Source organism: Bordetella genomosp. 2 (genome assembly GCF_002261345.1).
GTDB lineage: Bacteria > Pseudomonadota > Gammaproteobacteria > Burkholderiales > Burkholderiaceae_B > Bordetella_A.
In genome coordinates, this window is record NZ_NEVT01000003.1 from 1006889 (window position 1) to 1023482 (window position 16594).

Consider the following 16594-nt stretch of genomic DNA (forward strand, 5'->3'; position numbering starts at 1 on the left):
CCATGACCGGACAGTCGTATCTCGACCTGCCGCGCGCCCGCCAGGCGCGCGGCGTGGTTGCCTTGCCGGGCTCCAAGAGCATTTCCAACCGCGTGCTGCTGCTGGCGGCGCTGGCCGCCGGCAGCACCGACATTTCCGGCTTGCTGGATTCCGACGACACCCGGGTGATGCTGGCAGCCCTGCGCCAGCTCGGGGTCGAGATCGCCGACGGCGGCCCCGGCCGGGCGACGGTGACGGGCGCCGGCCGCTTTCCGGCCGGGCAGGCGGACTTGTTCCTGGGCAACGCCGGCACGGCATTCCGGCCCCTGACCGCGGCCCTGGCCCTGATGGGCGGACAATATCGCTTGTCGGGCGTGCCGCGCATGCACGAGCGTCCCATTGGCGACCTGGTCGATGCGCTGCGGCAGTGGGGCGCCCGGATCGACTACCTGGGGCAGCCTGGCTACCCGCCGCTGGCCATCGGCCAGGGCGAGATCCGCGCCGGCGCGCCGGCGCGCGTGCAGGGCGCGGTGTCCAGCCAGTTCCTGACCGCCTTGCTGCTGGCCGCCCCGGTGCTGGCCCAGGGCAGCGACCGTCCGGTGGTCATCGAAGTGGCGGGCGAACTGATTTCCAAGCCCTACATCGAGATCACCCTCAACCTGATGGCGCGCTACGGCGTGCGGGTGCAGCGCGACGGCTGGCGTTCCTTCTCCATCGAAGCCGGCGCGGCCTATCGCAGCCCGGGCGCCATCGCCGTCGAGGGCGATGCCTCGTCCGCCTCGTACTTCCTGGCGCTCGGCGCCATCGGCGGCGGGCCGGTGCGCGTCACCGGCGTGGGCGCCGACAGCATCCAGGGCGACGTGGCTTTTGCCCGCACCCTCGCCGACATGGGCGTGCAGGTCGAATCCGGCCCGGACTGGATCGAGGCGCGCGGCGTGCGCGTCGACCAGGGCGGCCGCCTCAAGGCCTTCGACGCCGATTTCAACCTGATCCCCGACGCCGCCATGACGGCGGCCGCCCTGGCGCTCTATGCCGACGGGCCGTGCCGCCTGCGCAATATCGGCAGCTGGCGCGTCAAGGAAACCGACCGCATCCACGCCATGCATACCGAGCTGTCGAAGCTGGGGGCGGGCGTGGAGTCCGGCCCCGACTGGCTGCGCATCACGCCGCCGGCGCCGGACGGCTGGCGCGATGCGCAGATTGGCACCTGGGATGACCATCGCATGGCCATGTGCTTCTCGCTGGCCGCCTTCGGGCCCGCCGCGGTGCGCATTCTCGACCCGGGTTGCGTCAGCAAGACTTTCCCCGATTACTTCGATGTCTACGCCGGGCTGGTGGCCGGCCGACCCGGTACCGAATCATGAGCACTGCGCCCGCCATGTCCGCCGATATTCCCGTCATCGCCATCGACGGTCCCACGGCCTCGGGCAAGGGCACCGTGGCCCACCGGGTCGCCAAGGCGCTGGGCTGGGCCGTGCTCGACAGCGGCGCGCTGTACCGGCTCACGGCGCTGGCGGCCCTGAACCGCGGCCTGGCCGCTGAGGACGAGGCCGGCGTGGCGCGCGTGGCGCAGGAGCTGGACGCCCGTTTCGAGGGCCGGCACATCTACCTGGAGGGCGCCGAGGTGGGCGAGACGATCCGCCAGGAGCGGGTCGGCAACTTCGCGTCCCGCATCGCCGCGTATCCGGCGGTGCGGCAGGCCCTGCTCGAGCGCCAGCGGGCTTTCCGCGCGCCGCCCGGGCTGGTGGCGGACGGCCGCGACATGGGCACGGTGGTCTTCCCGGATGCGTCCCTTAAAGTATTCCTGGTGGCGGATGTCGAGGCGCGTGCGCAAAGACGCTGTAAGCAGTTGATCGAAAAGGGAATTTCTGCTAATCTAACCGACCTTTTGCGCGATATGCGCGAACGCGACGCGCGCGATACGCAGCGCGCCACGGCGCCGCTCGTTGCAGCGGCGGATGCACACGTGCTCGATTCGTCCTATCTGACCATCGAGCAAACGGTGCAGGCAGTACTCGATTTCTGGAAAGTTTCAGGCCCTGCCAAGGGCTCGTAGCGCCGGGCGCATGCCCGGGGCGCGGGTGCTGGCAGGTTCATTCACTCCACTGTCGCGGGCAATCCGCTTCGGTGTGTTTTTCAAGGCCATTTTGGCCCAATGGATTTCAACTCAATGTCTTCCGTTTCCACTCCCGCCACCGGCGGCGAAAGCTTCGCCGACCTCTTCGCAGAAAGCCTCAAGACCCAGGACATGAAGTCCGGCGAAGTGATCAGCGCCGAAGTCGTGCGCGTCGACCACAACTTCGTCGTCGTCAATGCCGGCCTGAAGTCCGAAGCGCTGATCCCCCTGGAAGAGTTCCTCAACGACCAGGGCGAACTCGAAGTGCAACCCGGCGATTTCGTCTCGGTGGCCATCGATTCCCTGGAAAACGGCTACGGCGACACCATTCTGTCGCGTGACCGCGCCAAGCGCCTGTCGGCCTGGCTGCAGCTCGAAAAGGCCCTCGAAAACGGCGAACTGGTCACCGGCACCATCACCGGCAAGGTCAAGGGCGGCCTGACCGTCATGACCAACGGCATCCGCGCGTTCCTGCCGGGCTCGCTGGTCGACCTGCGTCCCGTCAAGGACACCACCCCGTACGAAGGCAAGACCCTCGAATTCAAGGTCATCAAGCTCGACCGCAAGCGCAACAACGTCGTGCTGTCGCGCCGCCAGGTGCTGGAAGCCAGCATGGGCGAAGAGCGCCAGAAGCTGCTCGAGACCCTGCACGAAGGCGCCGTGGTCAAGGGCGTGGTCAAGAACATCACCGACTACGGTGCGTTCGTCGACCTGGGCGGCATCGACGGCCTGCTGCACATCACCGACATGGCCTGGCGCCGCGTGCGTCACCCCTCCGAGGTCCTGCAGGTGGGCCAGGAAGTCGAAGCCAAGGTCCTCAAGTTCGACCAGGAAAAGAGCCGCGTCTCGCTGGGCGTCAAGCAGCTGGGCGAAGATCCGTGGGTCGGCCTGGCGCGTCGCTACCCGCAGGGCACCCGCCTGTTCGGCAAGGTCACCAACCTGACCGACTACGGCGCGTTCGTCGAGGTCGAGGCCGGTATCGAAGGCCTGGTGCACGTCTCCGAAATGGACTGGACCAACAAGAACGTCGATCCGCGCAAGGTCGTGACCCTGGGCGAAGAGGTCGAAGTCATGGTCCTCGAGATCGACGAAGACCGTCGCCGCATCTCGCTGGGCATGAAGCAGTGCCGCCAGAACCCCTGGGAAGAGTTCGCCACCAACTTCAAGCGTGGCGACAAGGTCCGTGGCGCCATCAAGTCGATCACCGACTTCGGCGTGTTCGTCGGCCTGCCCGGCGGCATCGACGGCCTGGTGCGCCTGTCCGACCTGTCCTGGACCGAAACCGGCGAAGAGGCCGTCCGCAACTTCAAGAAGGGCGACGAAATCGAAGCCGTGGTGCTGGGCATTGACACCGACAAGGAACGCATCTCGCTGGGCATCAAGCAGCTGGAAGGCGATCCGTTCAACAACTACGTCGCCACCTATGACAAGGGCGCCGTGGTGCAGGGCGTGATCAAGTCGGTCGAGCCCAAGGGCGCGGTCGTCACCCTGTCGGTCGACGTCGAGGGCTACCTGCGCGCCTCCGAGATCTCCTCGGGCCGCGTCGAGGACGCCACCACCGTGCTGAAGGCCGGCGAGAACGTCGAAGCCATGATCGTCAACATCGACCGCAAGACGCGCTCGATCCAGCTGTCGATCAAGGCCCGCGACAACGCCGAGACGGCCGATACCATCCAGCGCATGTCCGAAGCCAGCGCCTCCTCGGGTACCACCAACCTGGGCGCGCTGCTCAAGGCCAAGCTGGATCAACAGCGCAACGACGGCTGATAAGTGACCAAGTCGGAGCTGATCGCCGCACTGGCGGCCCGCTATCCCCAGCTGGCCGCCCGCGACACCGATTACGCCGTCAAGACCATGCTCGATGCAATGACCCAGGCCCTGGCCTCGGGCCAGCGCATCGAGATCCGCGGTTTTGGCAGCTTTTCGCTGTCGCAGCGTTCACCCCGCATCGGGCGCAACCCCAAGTCGGGCGAGCAGGTGCTGGTGCCTGGCAAGCAGGTGCCGCACTTCAAGGCCGGCAAGGAATTGCGCGAGCGGGTCGACATGGCCGGCGGCGACGCCGGCACGCCGTCCGATACCGCCGCGGACGACCCGCTGCCCACGCTGCTCGGCATGCACGCCATGTAGGGTTGCGGCAGGGTGCCTGGCCGTTTGCCGCGGCGGCGCATACCCCGATGAAGCCCCTTGATCCTTCAAGGGGCTTTGTTTTTGCGCGGCGCGGCGGGCCATGCCGCGCGGACGGCGCATTTGTCGCCACCGACCGCGGATTCCGGTCCGCTTCCGCTTACAATTGACAGTCTTGAATTCTCTGGAGCATGCGCCATGCGCTACCTTGTCTGGGCCCTGCGATTGCTCGTTTTCATCGCGGTGCTGATGTTCGCCTTGAAGAACACCGGCCCCGTCGCCGTGAACTTCTACGCCGATTATGTCGTGCAGGACGTCCCGCTCATCGTGGTGATGCTGGTGACGTTCGTGGTCGGCACGGTGTTCGGCCTGCTGCTGACGGTGCCCGCCGCCATGCGCCGGCGCCGCGAAGCCATGCGCCTGCGCCGCGAAGTCGAGCGCCTGCAGGCCGCCGCCAATGGCACGACCCCGCCGGTCGCCCCCGAGGCCATCGCCCCGATGTCGCCGCTGTAAGCGGCGCGCACCGTTTTCCCCGACCGCTACAGAGCTCGCAGCGTGGATTTTGAACCTTGGTGGCTTATTTTCGTGCCCTTGCTGTTTGCATTGGGCTGGCTGGCGGCGCGCTTCGACTTCCGCCAGATGCTGCGCGAGACGCGCACCTTGCCGGATTCCTACTTCCGCGGGCTGAATTTCCTGCTCAATGAGCAACCCGACCGCGCCATCGACGCGTTCGTCGAGGTCGCCAAGCTCGACCCGGAAACCACCGAGCTGCATTTCGCGCTGGGCAGCCTGTTCCGCCGGCGCGGCGAAATGGAGCGCGCCATCCGCGTGCACCAGAGCCTGCTGAACCGGTCCGACCTGCCGGAAGCCGAACGCGAGCACGCCCAGCACGAACTGGCCCACGATTTCCTCAAGGCCGGCATGCTGGATCGCGCCGAGGCGGCTTTCGAGCAGCTCAAGGACACCCGCTACGCCCTTCCGGCGCTGCGCTCGCTGATTCGCATCTACGAGTCCGAACACGACTGGCCGCGCGCCATCGAGGCCGTCAAGACGCTGCACGGCCTGGTCGACGAGCCGGTGCCGCAGATCGTGCACTACTACTGCGAGCAGGCCCAGACCGCGCTGGCGGCCAAGCCGTTCGACGCCGACGCGGCCCATGCGGCGCTCGACGCGGCCGACCACGCGGCCAGCCAGGCGGGCGCCGGCGAAACCGCCGGCAAGCCGGCGAAAGTGCGCACTTCCATGCTGCGCGCGCGCCTGGCCGCTCTCGAGAACGACCCCAAGCGCGAGCGGCTGTACCTCGAATCCATCCTGGCCGACGCGCCGGAGTTCGCCGGCCTGGTGGCCGAGCAGCTGCTGGCCAATTACCGTGCCGCCGACCAGGCCGCCGAGGGCCTGGAACTGCTGCAGAAGCAGTACGGCCATCATCCGTCGCTGGACCTGTTCAACGTCATATTCCGCGAGCTGCGGGTGCAGCGCGGCGCGGCGCCGGCCTGGGCCTTCGCGCGCGGCGCGCTGCGCCATCATCCGTCGCTGCTCGGGCTCGACCGCCTGCTCGAGGCCGAGCTGGGCAGCGCCGCCGGCCAGCCGCCGGGAGAGGCCGAACAAGGGCCCGTGCGCGGCGCCGATCTCACCCTGCTGCGCAGCCTGATCCACAAGCATACGCAGCGCCTGGACCGCTATGCCTGCCGCAATTGCGGCTTCCAGGCGCGGCGGTACTATTGGCAGTGCCCAGGCTGCAACGTCTGGGAGACCTACGCGCCACGCCGTCTGGAAGAACTCGAATGAAATCCTATCCCGCCGAGGCCATCGCGCGCAGCCGCGTGCTCGTCGTGGGCGACATCATGCTGGACCGCTACTGGTTCGGCGAGGTCGACCGCATCTCGCCCGAGGCGCCGGTGCCCGTGGTGCGCGTGGCGCGCCGCGAAGACCGCCTGGGCGGCGCCGCCAACGTGGCGCGCAACGTCGCCGCCCTGGGCGGGCAGGCCACGCTGCTGGGCATCGTCGGCGCCGACGAGGCGGGCGAGGGCATCGGCCGGCTGGCCGAGCAGGCCGGCGTGCAGGCCGACCTGGTCGCCGACGCCGACCATCCCACCACGCTCAAGATGCGCGTCCTGGGGCGCCAGCAGCAGCTGCTGCGGGTCGACTTCGAACAGCATCCCGCCCCGGCCACGCTCGACGGCCTGGATGCCCGCTACGCGCGCCATCTGGCGCAGCATGACGTGGTGGTGCTGTCGGACTACGCCAAGGGCGCGCTCGACCGCGTCCAGGACCTGATCGCCCAGGCGCGCGCCGCCGGCGTGCCGGTGCTGGCCGATCCCAAGGGCGACGACTACGCGCGCTATCGCGGCGCCACCCTGGTCACGCCGAACCGGGCCGAGATGCAACAGGCCGTGGGCCGCTGGACCACCGAGTCGCAGCTGACCGAGCGCGCCCAGCGGCTGCGCGCCGACCTCGACCTCGAAGCCCTGCTGGTCACCCGGTCCGAGCAGGGCATGACGCTTTTCACCGCGGCGGGCCGCGAACACGTCGATGCGCAGGCGCACGAAGTATTCGACGTGTCCGGCGCCGGCGACACGGTGCTGGCCACCCTGGCGGCCATGCGCGCCATCGGGCTGCCCTGGGCCGAAGCCATGGGCTGGGCCAACCGTGCCGGCGGCATCGTCGTCGGCAAACTGGGCACCTCGGTCGTCACCGCCGCAGAACTCGCAGGAGAATCCACATGATCGTCGTCACAGGCGCCGCCGGTTTCATCGGCAGCAATCTGGTGCGCGGCCTGAACCGGCGCGGCATCCAGGACATCATCGCGGTCGACGACCTGACCGAGGGCGACAAGTTCCTCAACCTGGTCGATTGCCAGATCGCCGACTACCTCGACAAGGACGAATTCCGCAAGCGCGTCCTGGCCGGCGCGCTGCCGCCGGTGCGGGCCGTGCTGCACCAGGGCGCCTGCTCGGACACCACCGAGCGCAACGGCCGCTACATGCTCGACAACAACTACCGGGTCACGCTGGAGCTGTTCGAGTACTGCCAGGCCCAGCGCATCCCGTTCCTGTACGCCTCGTCGGCGGCCGTGTACGGGGGCTCGTCGGTGTATGTCGAGGAGCCCGCCAACGAGCGTCCGCTGAACGTCTACGGCTATTCCAAGCTGCTGTTCGACCAGGTGCTGCGCACCCGCATGGACAGCCTGACCGCCCAGGTGGTGGGGCTGCGCTATTTCAACGTGTACGGCCCGCACGAGCAGCACAAGGGCCGCATGGCCTCGGTCGCCTTCCACAACATGAACCAGTTCCTGGCCGAAGGGCACGTGCGGCTGTTCGCCGGCTGGGACGGCTATCCCGATGGCGGCCAGAGCCGCGACTTCATTTCGGTCGAGGACGTCGTCGCCGTCAACCTGCATTTCCTCGACAACCCCGGCACGTCGGGCATTTTCAACTGCGGCACGGGGCGCGCGCAGCCGTTCAACGACGTGGCCGCCGCCGTGGTCAACACGCTGCGCGCGGAACTCGGCGAGGCCGCGCTGCCGCTGGACAAGCTGGTCGAGCAGGGGCTGGTGCGCTATATCCCGTTCCCCGAGGACCTGAAGGGGCGCTACCAGAGCTACACGCAGGCCGACGTCAGCCGCCTGCGCGCGGCGGGCTTCAGCGCACCCATGCGCGATGTCCAGACCGGCGTGGCCGAGTACGTGCGCTACTGGCGCGCGCGCAAGGCCTGACCGGCGAACCGCCGGCTGCGTAGTTCCCGGGGCGGATTTTCCCGTTCACGGGGGCGCCCGGCGGGGCGGGGCGGCGGCATCATGGCTGGCAGGCGGGCCATCCGGCCCGCCATTTCGCACGGAGCCCCGCCATGAACCCCTTCCTGCATGATCCCGTGGCCGTCCCCTTGCCGGCCGTTCCTCGCCCTTCCCGCCGCAGCCCGCCGCGCTGGCCGCTGGTGGGCGCGCGCCAGCCCGGCCGCGCCGGGCAGCCGCCGGCGCGCCGCGCCATGGCGCACACGCTGGGCCGTTTCGCGGTCGCCGGCGGGCTGAGCCTGGCGGCCATGCCCGCGCAGGCCCTGGACGTCAACGCGGCCAGCGCCGAACAACTGGAATCGCTGCGCGGCGTGGGGCCCAGCACGGCCCGCATCATCATCCAGGAACGCGAGCGCGCCGGCCGGTTCGAATCCCTGGAAGACCTTTCCGACCGGGTGCGCGGCATCGGCCGCAAGCGCCTGCGCAGCCTGCAGGCGGCAGGGCTGGTGGCGGGGCCCGGCATTCCGGTCCTGGCGCCCGGGGGCGCCACCGCCACGCCGCATTTCGCGCCGGCGCTGCCCAGCCTGTCGGCTCCCTGAACGCCGCGGGCGGTATCCCTGGCGCGGGCGCGGCTTTGGCGCCACGTCCGCACGGCAGCGGTTATCATCGGCCGATGGCTACCTCATCCTATCCCACCATCGAACAAACCGTCGGCAATACGCCGCTGGTCCGCCTGCAGCGCATTCCCGGCGCGGCGGGCCAGGCACGGGGCAACGTCATCCTGGCCAAACTGGAAGGCAATAATCCGGCGGGTTCCGTCAAGGACCGGCCGGCGCTGTCGATGATCCTGCGCGCCGAAGAGCGCGGCGAGATCAAGCCGGGCGATACGCTCATCGAAGCCACCAGCGGCAACACCGGCATCGCGCTGGCCATGACGGCCGCCATGCGCGGCTACCGCATGGTGCTGATCATGCCGGACAACCTGTCGGTCGAGCGCCGCGCAGCCATGGCGGCCTATGGGGCGGAGCTGATCCTCACGCCCGCGGACAAGGGCGGCATGGAATACGCCCGCGACCTGGCCACCAGCATGGAGGCCGAAGGCAAGGGCAAGGTGCTGGACCAGTTCGCCAACCCCGACAACCCGCGCGCCCACATCGAAGGCACCGGCCCCGAGATCTGGACGCAGACCGACGGCCGCGTCACCCACTTCGTCAGCGCCATGGGCACGACAGGCACCATCATGGGCGTGTCCACCTACCTGAAGTCGCGCAATCCGGCGGTGCAGGTGGTGGGCGCCCAACCGGCCGAAGGGTCGCAGATCCCGGGCATTCGCAAGTGGCCGGAAGCCTACCTGCCGAAGATCTTCGATCGCAGCCTGGTGGATGCCTACGAGTCCATCGGCCAGGACGAGGCCGAGACCATGGCCCGCCGCCTGGCCGCCGAAGAGGGCATCTTCGGCGGCATTTCCTCGGCTGGCGCGCTGGTGGCGGCCCTGCGCGTGGCCGAGCGGGTTGAGAACGCGACCATCGTGTTCATCGTCTGCGACCGCGGCGACCGCTATCTGTCGACCGGCGTGTTCAACGAGCGCCGCTGACGCGGCTTTCGCTTCCAGGTGCCTGGCCCCGGCGCTGCAGTGGTTGCATGCGTCGTCCGGTGCCTGACACCTGCGCGGCGGGTCATCTGCCCATGCGTTGTTCGAGCGCGGCCGCCAGGTCAGCCACCGCGGTGGCGTAGAAATAACTCCGGTTATATTGCGTCAGCGCAAAAAAGTTCGGCGTGGCGGTGCGGTACTGCACGGTGCCGCGCGCCTCTTCTTCCAGGTCCACGACGCCCAGCGGGCGGTCCTGCCAGCCGTTGCCGCTGGCGCCGGGCGCCAGGCGTGCGCCGGCGGCCTGCAGCGATGACCAGGTCTGCGTGGGCTCGAGCCCGCCCGATGCCAGCGCGGACGGGTCCGGCGGCAGTATCACCGGCGCGAATACCGGCAGGCCGCGCTGCCAGCCATGCTCGACCAGGAAATTGCCGACCGACATGACCGAGTCGGCGACGCTGTTGGTCAGGTCGATATGGCCGTCGCCGTCGCCGTCCACCGCGAAGCGCATGATGCTGCCCGGCATGAACTGGGGCATGCCGATGGCGCCCGCATAAGAGCCGCTCGCCTCGAGTTCGAGCTTGCCGCGCAGCGCCAGCGTGATGAAGTCCCCCAGTTGGCCGCGGAACATGTCGGCGCGCTCGGGGCGGTTGGGATCGGGATAATCGAACGCCAGGGTGGCCAGGGCGTCGAGCACGCGGAAATTGCCCATATTGCGCCCGTACAGGGTTTCGACCCCGATGATGGAGGCGATGATCGAGGCGGGCACGCCGTAGCGCTGGGCCGCCTGGTTCAGCAGCGCCGCGTGCTCCTGCCAGAACTGCACGCCCCAGCCGATGCGCTTGGGCTCGACGAAGCGCGCGCGGTAGGTGAGCCAGCTGCGCCATATCTTGCGCCCCGGGGGCGAGGGCGCGATCAGGCGCGCCACGGTGGCGTTATAGCGGGAGTCCGCCAGGGCGGCCGTGACCCGGTCCAGGGGGAGGGCGCGTTCGTCCGCCAGCTGACGGGCGTAGGCGAGCGCCTCGGGGCGCAGCTGTCCGCCCGGAGTCAGCGCGGCCGGCGGTTCGGCGGGCGGTTTGGCCGGGCCGATGCGTATCGGGGCGCCCCCGGAAGGGCGCTGCGGCGGAGTCTGGTCCTGGGGGTGCGAGCCGGACGGAGGGGCGCTTGCGCATCCGGCAAGAAAAAAAGCAATCGTGCCGATTTGCAGGAATTGCCGACAGATGAACATAATCTTCCTTTATGGAGACCATGTATCTTACCCACCCCGCCTGCCGGTTGCATGAAATGGGCGGTTGGCACCCCGAAAGCCCGCAGAGGCTGGATGCCATCGCCGACCAGTTGCTGAGCAGCGGCCTGATGCCCTTCCTCGTGGAGCACGAGGCCCCCGCCGCCTCGCGCGAGGCGATCCTGCGCGTGCATACGGCGGGCTACCTCGCCAGCCTGCATGCCCGGTCGCCCGCCGAGGGCTATTGCGCCATCGATCCCGACACGATGATGAACCCGCACACCTACGAGGCGGCGCTGCACGCCGCCGGCGCGGGCATTGCCGCCGTCGACGCGGTCATGGCGGGGCATGCGGCCAACGCCTTCTGCGCGGTGCGTCCGCCCGGCCACCATGCGCGCCGCGAGCAGGCCATGGGCTTCTGCTTCCTGAACAACGTGGCCATCGCGGCCCAGCACGCCATCCACGCGCACGGGCTGCGCCGCGTGGCCATCGTCGATTTCGACGTGCATCACGGCAATGGCACCGAAGAGGCCTTCGCGGGCGACGAGCGGGTGCTGATGTGCAGTATCTTCCAGCACCCGTTCTTCCCCAACAGCGGCACCACGCGCCCGGCCGCCAACATGGCCAATGTGCCGGTGCCGGCCTATACCGACGGCGCCGAGGTGCGGTCGGTGGTGCGCGACGTCTGGCTGCCGCGCCTGCAGGCCCATGCGCCCGAGCTGATCCTGATCTCGGCCGGTTTCGACGCGCACCGCGAAGACGATATGGGCCAGCTGGCCCTGGTCGAGGCCGACTACGCCTGGATCACCGAGCGCATCGTCGAAGTGGCCGACCAGCACGCCCAGGGACGGATCGTCAGCCTGCTGGAAGGCGGTTACAACTTATCAGCCCTTGGACGGAGCGTCGTCGCCCACATACGGGCGCTGGCAAAGTTGTAGAATCAATGAATTGTGCAATGCGGGGTCGGCCTCGGCCGGCCGGTTAATCATAGTTAGGAGGCTGCTGGATGAAGGTGTTGGTACCTGTCAAGCGCGTGGTTGACTACAACGTCAAGGTGCGCGTCAAGTCGGATCAAACGGGCGTGGATATCGCGAACGTGAAGATGTCCATGAACCCGTTCGACGAGATCGCGGTCGAGGAAGCCACGCGCCTGAAGGAAAAGGGCGGCGCCACGGAAGTGGTGGCGGTGTCGTGCGGCGTGGCGCAGTGCCAGGAAACCCTGCGCACGGCCATGGCCATCGGCGCGGACCGCGGCATCCTGGTGCAGACCGACGCCGAACTGCAGCCGCTGGCGGTGGCCAAGCTGCTCAAGGGCCTGGTCGAAAAGGAACAGCCGCAGCTGGTCATCCTGGGCAAGCAGGCCATCGATGACGACGCCAACCAGACCGGCCAGATGCTGGCCGCGCTGCTGGACTGGCCGCAGGCCACGTTCGCCAGCAAGGTCGAGCTGGGCGACGGCGAAGTCTCGGTCACGCGCGAGGTCGACGGCGGCCTGGAGACGGTCAAGCTGAAGCTGCCGGCCATCGTCACTACCGACCTGCGCCTGAACGAGCCTCGCTACGTCACGCTGCCGAACATCATGAAGGCCAAGAAGAAGCAGCTGGACACCGTCACGCCCGAAGACCTGGGTGTCGATCCCGCGCCGCGCCTGAAGACGCTGAAGGTCACCGAGCCTCCGGCGCGCAAGGCGGGCATCAAGGTGGCCGACGTGGCCGCGCTGGTCGACAAACTCAAGAACGAAGCGAAGGTGCTCTAAGATGACGACGCTGGTTATTGCCGAACACGACAACGCCCAACTGAAGGGCGCGACCCTGAACACCATCGCCGCGGCCGCCAAGCTGGGCGGCGACGTGCACGTGCTGGTGGCCGGCAGCAATGCCCGCGCCGTGGCCGACCAGGCCGCGCAGGCCGCCGGCGTGGCCAAGGTGCTGCTGGCCGACGCGCCGCAACTGGCCGAGGGGCTGGCCGAGAACCTGGCCGCGCAAGTGCTGGCCGTGGCTTCCGGCTACAGCCACATCCTGTTCCCCGCCACCGCCTCGGGCAAGAACGTGGCCCCGCGCGTGGCCGCCAAGCTGGACGTGGCGCAGGTCTCCGACATCATCGGGGTGGAATCGGCCGACACCTTCCAGCGCCCGATCTACGCCGGCAACGCGATTGCCACGGTGCAGTCGACCGACTCGGTCAAGGTCATCACGGTGCGCACCACGGCGTTCGACGCGGTGGCCGCCACGGGCGGCTCGGCCGCGGTGGAAGCGCTGGAAGCGGTGGCCGATTCGGGCAAGTCGTCGTTCGTGGGCCGCGAAGTGGCCAAGAGCGACCGTCCGGAGCTGGCCGGCGCGCGCGTGGTGGTGTCCGGCGGACGCGGCCTGGGCAGCGCCGAGAACTTCAAGATCCTCGACCCGCTGGCCGACAAGCTGGGCGCGGCGCTGGGCGCCTCGCGCGCGGCCGTCGACGCCGGCTACGCGCCCAACGACTGGCAGGTGGGCCAGACCGGCAAGATCGTCGCGCCACAGCTGTATGTGGCGGTGGGCATCTCGGGCGCCATCCAGCACCTGGCGGGCATGAAGGACTCCAAGGTCATCGTGGCCATCAACAAGGACCCGGAAGCGCCGATCTTCGGCGTGGCCGACTACGGCCTGGTCGGCGACCTGTTCCAGGTCGTGCCCGAACTGGCCAACGCCCTGTAGAACGCAGGACGCCGCGCCGGGCGCGCCATGCCGGGTCTTCCGGCCGGCGCGCCCGGCGTTTTTCATGGCCGGCCGCCATCCGTCCGGCAAGGCGCCACGCCAGCGCGCCTGCCTTCAATACAACGCCTTGCAGCCGCGCCAGGCGCCTTGCGCGACCAGGCGCTTGATCTCTTCCTTGCACAGTTCGACCACCCGCTCCACGGCCGGCGTGGGCGGCATGCTTGCGCTCGCGCACAACACCAGCTCGCGCGCCAATCCGATGTCCAGCGCATGCGCGGCGATGGCGCCGTCGGCGATGTCCGAGTGGGCGGCCGAATAGGGCAGGATGGTGGCCGCCATGCCGTGCCGCACGGCCGGTATCAGGATGGCCGAAGTGCTGGCCTCGGCGAACAGGTTGCAGGTCAGGCGCGCCGTCAGGAATGCATGGTCCACCCGCGCGCGCAGCGTGTTCGGCAGGCTGGGCAGGATCAGCGGCAAATGATGGAAATCGGCGATGGACAGCTTGCGGCGCGGCAGCTTGACGCCGGCCCGGGTCAAGAGAAAGAGCTCTTCGAGCAGCAGCGGCGTGCGCACCAGGCCCTGCATGGGTTGCTGGTCGGGCGACAACGAGAAATCGATCCTTCCCTGCAAGACCAGCTTGGTCAGGTCGGCGCTGGGGATGTCGACGATCTCCAGCACCACCGAAGGCAGTTCGGCCTTGACCCGCTGCATCAGCGGCAAAGACAGCATGCGCGCGGTGCTGGACGCCAGGCCGATCGATACGGTTCCAGTGACCTGGTCGGCCGCGCGCGCCAGCAGGCTGCGCGTGGCGTCCACCTGGCGGAGGATGGTCTGGGCATGGCGATACAGCAGCAGGCCTTCCGCCGTGGGCTGGACGCCCTTGGCGCCGCGCGCCAGCAGCCCGACGCCCAGGGTCTCTTCCAGCAAGGCCATTTGCTGGCTGAGCGCCGGCTGGGCCAAGTGCAGGCTTTCGGCCGCGCGCGTCATGTTGCGCAATTCGACGACGCGCACGAAATATTTGAGTTGACGTAGGTTCACAAGAAATAAGTTTAACTTATGGTTTGATTGTTAAATCGTATTTTTTGGTCTGGCAAGGCCTGCCTAGAATGGCTCGCATTCGAGAGGAGACGAGCCATGAGCCTGCCGTTGGCCGGACTGAAAGTCCTGGACCTGACCCGCGCCCTGTCGGGCCCATTCAGCACCATGACGCTGGGCGACCTGGGCGCCGAGGTCATCAAGGTCGAACCCACGCCCGAGGGCGACATGGTGCGCCAGTGGGGGCCCTTCGACGACGACATAAGTGTTTATTATCTGAGCGCCAACCGCAACAAGAAGGGCATCGGCGTCGATTTCCGCCATCCCGACGGCCTGGCGCTGGTGCGCAAGCTGGCGCTGGGCTGCGACATCGTGGTGGAGAACTTCAAGGTCGGCACCATGCAGCGCATGGGCCTGGGCTACGAGGCGCTGTCCGCCGAGCACCCGGGCCTGATCATGGCCTCCATCTCGGGCTTCGGCAGCCGCGGGCCGGCCCGCGACTGGGCCGGTTTCGACCAGATCGCGCAAGGCTATTCCGGCTTCATGAGCCTGACCGGCACGCCGGAGTCGGGGCCTACCCGGGTGGGCACGGCGATCGGCGACCTGGCCGCCGGCCTGTGGCTGGTGATCGGCATCCTGGCCGCCGTGGTGCAGCGCAACCGCACCGGCCGCGGCCAGCATGTGGAAACCTCGCTGCTGGCGGCGCTGATGGCGTTGCTGAGCGTGCAGGGCCAGCGTTACCTGAGCGTGGGCGAAGTGCCGCAACCCTGCGGCAATGTCCATCCTGTCATCGCCCCCTACGGCACCTTCGAGACGGCCGACGGCCCGCTCAACCTGGCCCCCGCGACCCAGGCGATGTGGACCCGACTGTGCGGCATCCTGGGCCTGGAACGGCTGGCATCCGACCCGCGCTTCCTGACCAATGCCGACCGCATGCGCCACCGCCATGAACTGAAGCAGGAACTGGAAGCCGCGTTGAAACGCCGCACGCGCATGGAATGGACGCCGTTGATGATCGAGAACGGCATTCCGGCCGGGCCGATCAATACCCTGGACGACGTGTTCGCCGATCCACAAGTGCAGGCTTGCGGGCTGGTGCAGGCGTTGCGGCACCCGCAGCTGGGCGAGTTGCGGCAGGTCGGCCTGCCGCTGGACCTGGGCGGCGTGCCGCCGGAGGCGACGGCGCGGCTGGCGCCTCCGGTGTTCGGCCAGCATACCCGTGAAGTGCTGGCCTCGTTCGGCCTGGCGCGGGAGGAGATCGACCGCCTGCTGGCCGGGCGCGTGCTGCACCAGGCCGCCGAACCCGCGGAGGCATCATGAGCGCCGCCGATACGCCGCAACTGACCGTGGACGGCACGGTGGCGACACTGCGGCTGCGCAAGCCGGCGGTGGCCAACCGGCTCAGCCCGCACGACCTGGACGCGTTGCGCGCGCACCTGGAGACCGTCAACGGCGACGAGCGCATCCTGGTGCTGCGCTTCGTGGCCGAAGGCAAGTATTTCTGCAGCGGCTATGACATCTCGTCTCTGGCCGCCGACAGCGCGCCCAGCTCGCTCTACTTCGGCGCCACCATCGACCTGGTCGAGGCGGCCCGCCCGGTGACGATCGCCGCCGTGCAGGGCGGCGTCTACGGCGGCGGCACCGACCTGTGCCTGGCCTGCGACTTCCGCCTGGGGACGCCGCAGGCGGACATGTTCATGCCCGCGACCCGGCTGGGCCTGCATTTCTATGCCGGCGGCATGACGCGCTACGTGACGCGCCTGGGCCTGGACCAGGCCAAGCGCCTGTTCCTGACCGCCGACCGGATCGGGGCGGAGGAAATGCTGCGCATCGGCGTGTTGACCGAGCTCGTGGCCGCCGACCAGCTGGACAGCCGGCTGCAGGTGCTGACCGGGCAACTGGCCGACATGGCGCCGCAGGCCCTGCTGGGCGTCAAGCGGCACCTGAACCTGATCGCGCGCGGGCAGATCGATGTGCAGCAGATCGAGCAGGCCGTGTTGCGCTCGGAACGCTCGCGCGACATCGCGGAAGGCGCGCGGGCCTGGAAGGAGAAGCGCAAGCCGCGATTCACTGGCCATTGAGGCCGCAACGGCCTGGCTTGCCGGCCCGG

General features: G+C 68.7%; 17 protein-coding genes. 15 read left to right on the plus strand and 2 right to left on the minus strand.

The window, feature by feature from the left end; translation table 11 throughout:
• The first annotated feature begins 2 nt into the window (after positions 1–2).
• The 10 genes from aroA to cysM all read left to right on the plus strand — a co-directional run bounded on the left by aroA (position 3) and on the right by cysM (position 9543).
• Entirely contained in the window at positions 3–1343 is a 1341-nt protein-coding gene (gene aroA, locus CAL24_RS06885; protein WP_094806148.1) for a 3-phosphoshikimate 1-carboxyvinyltransferase, read from the plus strand.
• Positions 1340–2035, plus strand: coding sequence for a (d)CMP kinase (gene cmk / locus CAL24_RS06890; RefSeq protein WP_283162968.1), 696 nt, complete (start codon positions 1340–1342; stop codon positions 2033–2035). Before aroA ends, cmk begins: the two co-directional genes overlap by 4 nt.
• Before the next feature lie 114 nt (positions 2036–2149).
• Positions 2150–3862, plus strand: coding sequence for a 30S ribosomal protein S1 (gene rpsA / locus CAL24_RS06895; RefSeq protein WP_170947035.1), 1713 nt, complete (start codon positions 2150–2152; stop codon positions 3860–3862).
• Positions 3863–3865: 3 nt separating this feature from the next.
• Positions 3866–4222 carry an integration host factor subunit beta gene (locus CAL24_RS06900; protein ID WP_028354226.1) on the plus strand — a complete coding sequence of 119 codons (357 nt, stop codon included), beginning with the start codon at positions 3866–3868 and terminating at the stop codon, positions 4220–4222.
• 195 nt (positions 4223–4417) lie between these two features.
• On the plus strand, positions 4418–4732 hold the full coding sequence (locus CAL24_RS06905) for a LapA family protein (RefSeq protein ID WP_094806151.1): 315 nt from the start codon (positions 4418–4420) through the stop codon (positions 4730–4732).
• A gap of 42 nt (positions 4733–4774) precedes the next feature.
• Entirely contained in the window at positions 4775–6007 is a 1233-nt protein-coding gene (lapB, locus tag CAL24_RS06910; RefSeq protein WP_094806153.1) for a lipopolysaccharide assembly protein LapB, read from the plus strand.
• Positions 6004–6945 (plus strand): D-glycero-beta-D-manno-heptose-7-phosphate kinase, encoded by a 942-nt coding sequence (gene rfaE1 / locus CAL24_RS06915; protein WP_094806155.1) that lies wholly within the window; start codon positions 6004–6006, stop codon positions 6943–6945. The genes lapB and rfaE1 overlap by 4 nt, the downstream gene beginning before the upstream one ends.
• The gene (rfaD, locus tag CAL24_RS06920; protein ID WP_094806157.1) at positions 6942–7934 is read left to right on the plus strand and encodes an ADP-glyceromanno-heptose 6-epimerase; all 993 of its coding nucleotides are present in this window, start codon (positions 6942–6944) and stop codon (positions 7932–7934) included. Before rfaE1 ends, rfaD begins: the two co-directional genes overlap by 4 nt.
• Positions 7935–8065: 131 nt before the next feature.
• A complete protein-coding gene (locus CAL24_RS06925) occupies positions 8066–8548 on the plus strand; it encodes a ComEA family DNA-binding protein (protein ID WP_051439395.1) in 483 nt (160 codons plus the stop codon).
• A gap of 74 nt (positions 8549–8622) precedes the next feature.
• Positions 8623–9543 carry a cysteine synthase CysM gene (gene cysM / locus CAL24_RS06930; protein ID WP_028354222.1) on the plus strand — a complete coding sequence of 307 codons (921 nt, stop codon included), beginning with the start codon at positions 8623–8625 and terminating at the stop codon, positions 9541–9543.
• A gap of 82 nt (positions 9544–9625) precedes the next feature.
• Here cysM and mltB read toward each other — a convergent pair whose 3' ends face one another.
• Positions 9626–10765 carry a lytic murein transglycosylase B gene (mltB, locus tag CAL24_RS06935; RefSeq protein WP_094806158.1) on the minus strand — a complete coding sequence of 380 codons (1140 nt, stop codon included), beginning with the start codon at positions 10763–10765 and terminating at the stop codon, positions 9626–9628.
• 11 nt (positions 10766–10776) lie between these two features.
• Between mltB and CAL24_RS06940 the strand changes: the two genes are divergently transcribed.
• From CAL24_RS06940 to CAL24_RS06950, 3 genes are all read left to right on the plus strand, one after another.
• The gene (locus CAL24_RS06940; RefSeq protein ID WP_170947036.1) at positions 10777–11700 is read left to right on the plus strand and encodes a histone deacetylase family protein; all 924 of its coding nucleotides are present in this window, start codon (positions 10777–10779) and stop codon (positions 11698–11700) included.
• Between the two features lie 68 nt (positions 11701–11768).
• Positions 11769–12518, plus strand: a complete 750-nt coding sequence (locus CAL24_RS06945) for an electron transfer flavoprotein subunit beta/FixA family protein (RefSeq protein WP_028354219.1) — start codon at positions 11769–11771, stop codon at positions 12516–12518.
• A gap of 1 nt (position 12519) precedes the next feature.
• Positions 12520–13449 (plus strand): electron transfer flavoprotein subunit alpha/FixB family protein, encoded by a 930-nt coding sequence (locus tag CAL24_RS06950; protein ID WP_094806160.1) that lies wholly within the window; start codon positions 12520–12522, stop codon positions 13447–13449.
• A 114-nt stretch (positions 13450–13563) separates the two neighbouring features.
• On the opposite strand, the gene CAL24_RS06955 is transcribed toward CAL24_RS06950, so the two are convergent.
• A complete protein-coding gene (locus CAL24_RS06955) occupies positions 13564–14487 on the minus strand; it encodes a LysR substrate-binding domain-containing protein (protein ID WP_028354217.1) in 924 nt (307 codons plus the stop codon).
• 96 nt (positions 14488–14583) lie between these two features.
• Between CAL24_RS06955 and CAL24_RS06960 the strand changes: the two genes are divergently transcribed.
• Together CAL24_RS06960 and CAL24_RS06965 are read left to right on the plus strand one after the other, a co-directional pair.
• On the plus strand, positions 14584–15804 hold the full coding sequence (locus CAL24_RS06960) for a CaiB/BaiF CoA transferase family protein (protein ID WP_094806162.1): 1221 nt from the start codon (positions 14584–14586) through the stop codon (positions 15802–15804).
• Positions 15801–16565, plus strand: a complete 765-nt coding sequence (locus CAL24_RS06965; protein ID WP_094806164.1) for an enoyl-CoA hydratase/isomerase family protein — start codon at positions 15801–15803, stop codon at positions 16563–16565. The genes CAL24_RS06960 and CAL24_RS06965 overlap by 4 nt, the downstream gene beginning before the upstream one ends.
• Positions 16566–16594 lie beyond the last annotated feature (29 nt).

What these genes read in the sequence shown, in the direction of transcription:
- aroA (WP_094806148.1), top strand. Translation starts at nt 3, where the DNA reads ATGACCGGACAGTCGTATCTCGACCTGCCGCGCGCCCGCCAGGCGCGC.
- cmk (WP_283162968.1), top strand. Translation starts at nt 1,340, where the DNA reads ATGAGCACTGCGCCCGCCATGTCCGCCGATATTCCCGTCATCGCCATC.
- rpsA (WP_170947035.1), top strand. Translation starts at nt 2,150, where the DNA reads ATGTCTTCCGTTTCCACTCCCGCCACCGGCGGCGAAAGCTTCGCCGAC.
- CAL24_RS06905 (WP_094806151.1), top strand. Translation starts at nt 4,418, where the DNA reads ATGCGCTACCTTGTCTGGGCCCTGCGATTGCTCGTTTTCATCGCGGTG.
- rfaE1 (WP_094806155.1), top strand. Translation starts at nt 6,004, where the DNA reads ATGAAATCCTATCCCGCCGAGGCCATCGCGCGCAGCCGCGTGCTCGTC.
- rfaD (WP_094806157.1), top strand. Translation starts at nt 6,942, where the DNA reads ATGATCGTCGTCACAGGCGCCGCCGGTTTCATCGGCAGCAATCTGGTG.
- CAL24_RS06925 (WP_051439395.1), top strand. Translation starts at nt 8,066, where the DNA reads ATGAACCCCTTCCTGCATGATCCCGTGGCCGTCCCCTTGCCGGCCGTT.
- cysM (WP_028354222.1), top strand. Translation starts at nt 8,623, where the DNA reads ATGGCTACCTCATCCTATCCCACCATCGAACAAACCGTCGGCAATACG.
- mltB (WP_094806158.1), bottom strand. Translation starts at nt 10,765, where the DNA reads ATGTTCATCTGTCGGCAATTCCTGCAAATCGGCACGATTGCTTTTTTT.
- CAL24_RS06940 (WP_170947036.1), top strand. Translation starts at nt 10,777, where the DNA reads ATGGAGACCATGTATCTTACCCACCCCGCCTGCCGGTTGCATGAAATG.
- CAL24_RS06945 (WP_028354219.1), top strand. Translation starts at nt 11,769, where the DNA reads ATGAAGGTGTTGGTACCTGTCAAGCGCGTGGTTGACTACAACGTCAAG.
- CAL24_RS06950 (WP_094806160.1), top strand. Translation starts at nt 12,520, where the DNA reads ATGACGACGCTGGTTATTGCCGAACACGACAACGCCCAACTGAAGGGC.
- CAL24_RS06960 (WP_094806162.1), top strand. Translation starts at nt 14,584, where the DNA reads ATGAGCCTGCCGTTGGCCGGACTGAAAGTCCTGGACCTGACCCGCGCC.
- CAL24_RS06965 (WP_094806164.1), top strand. Translation starts at nt 15,801, where the DNA reads ATGAGCGCCGCCGATACGCCGCAACTGACCGTGGACGGCACGGTGGCG.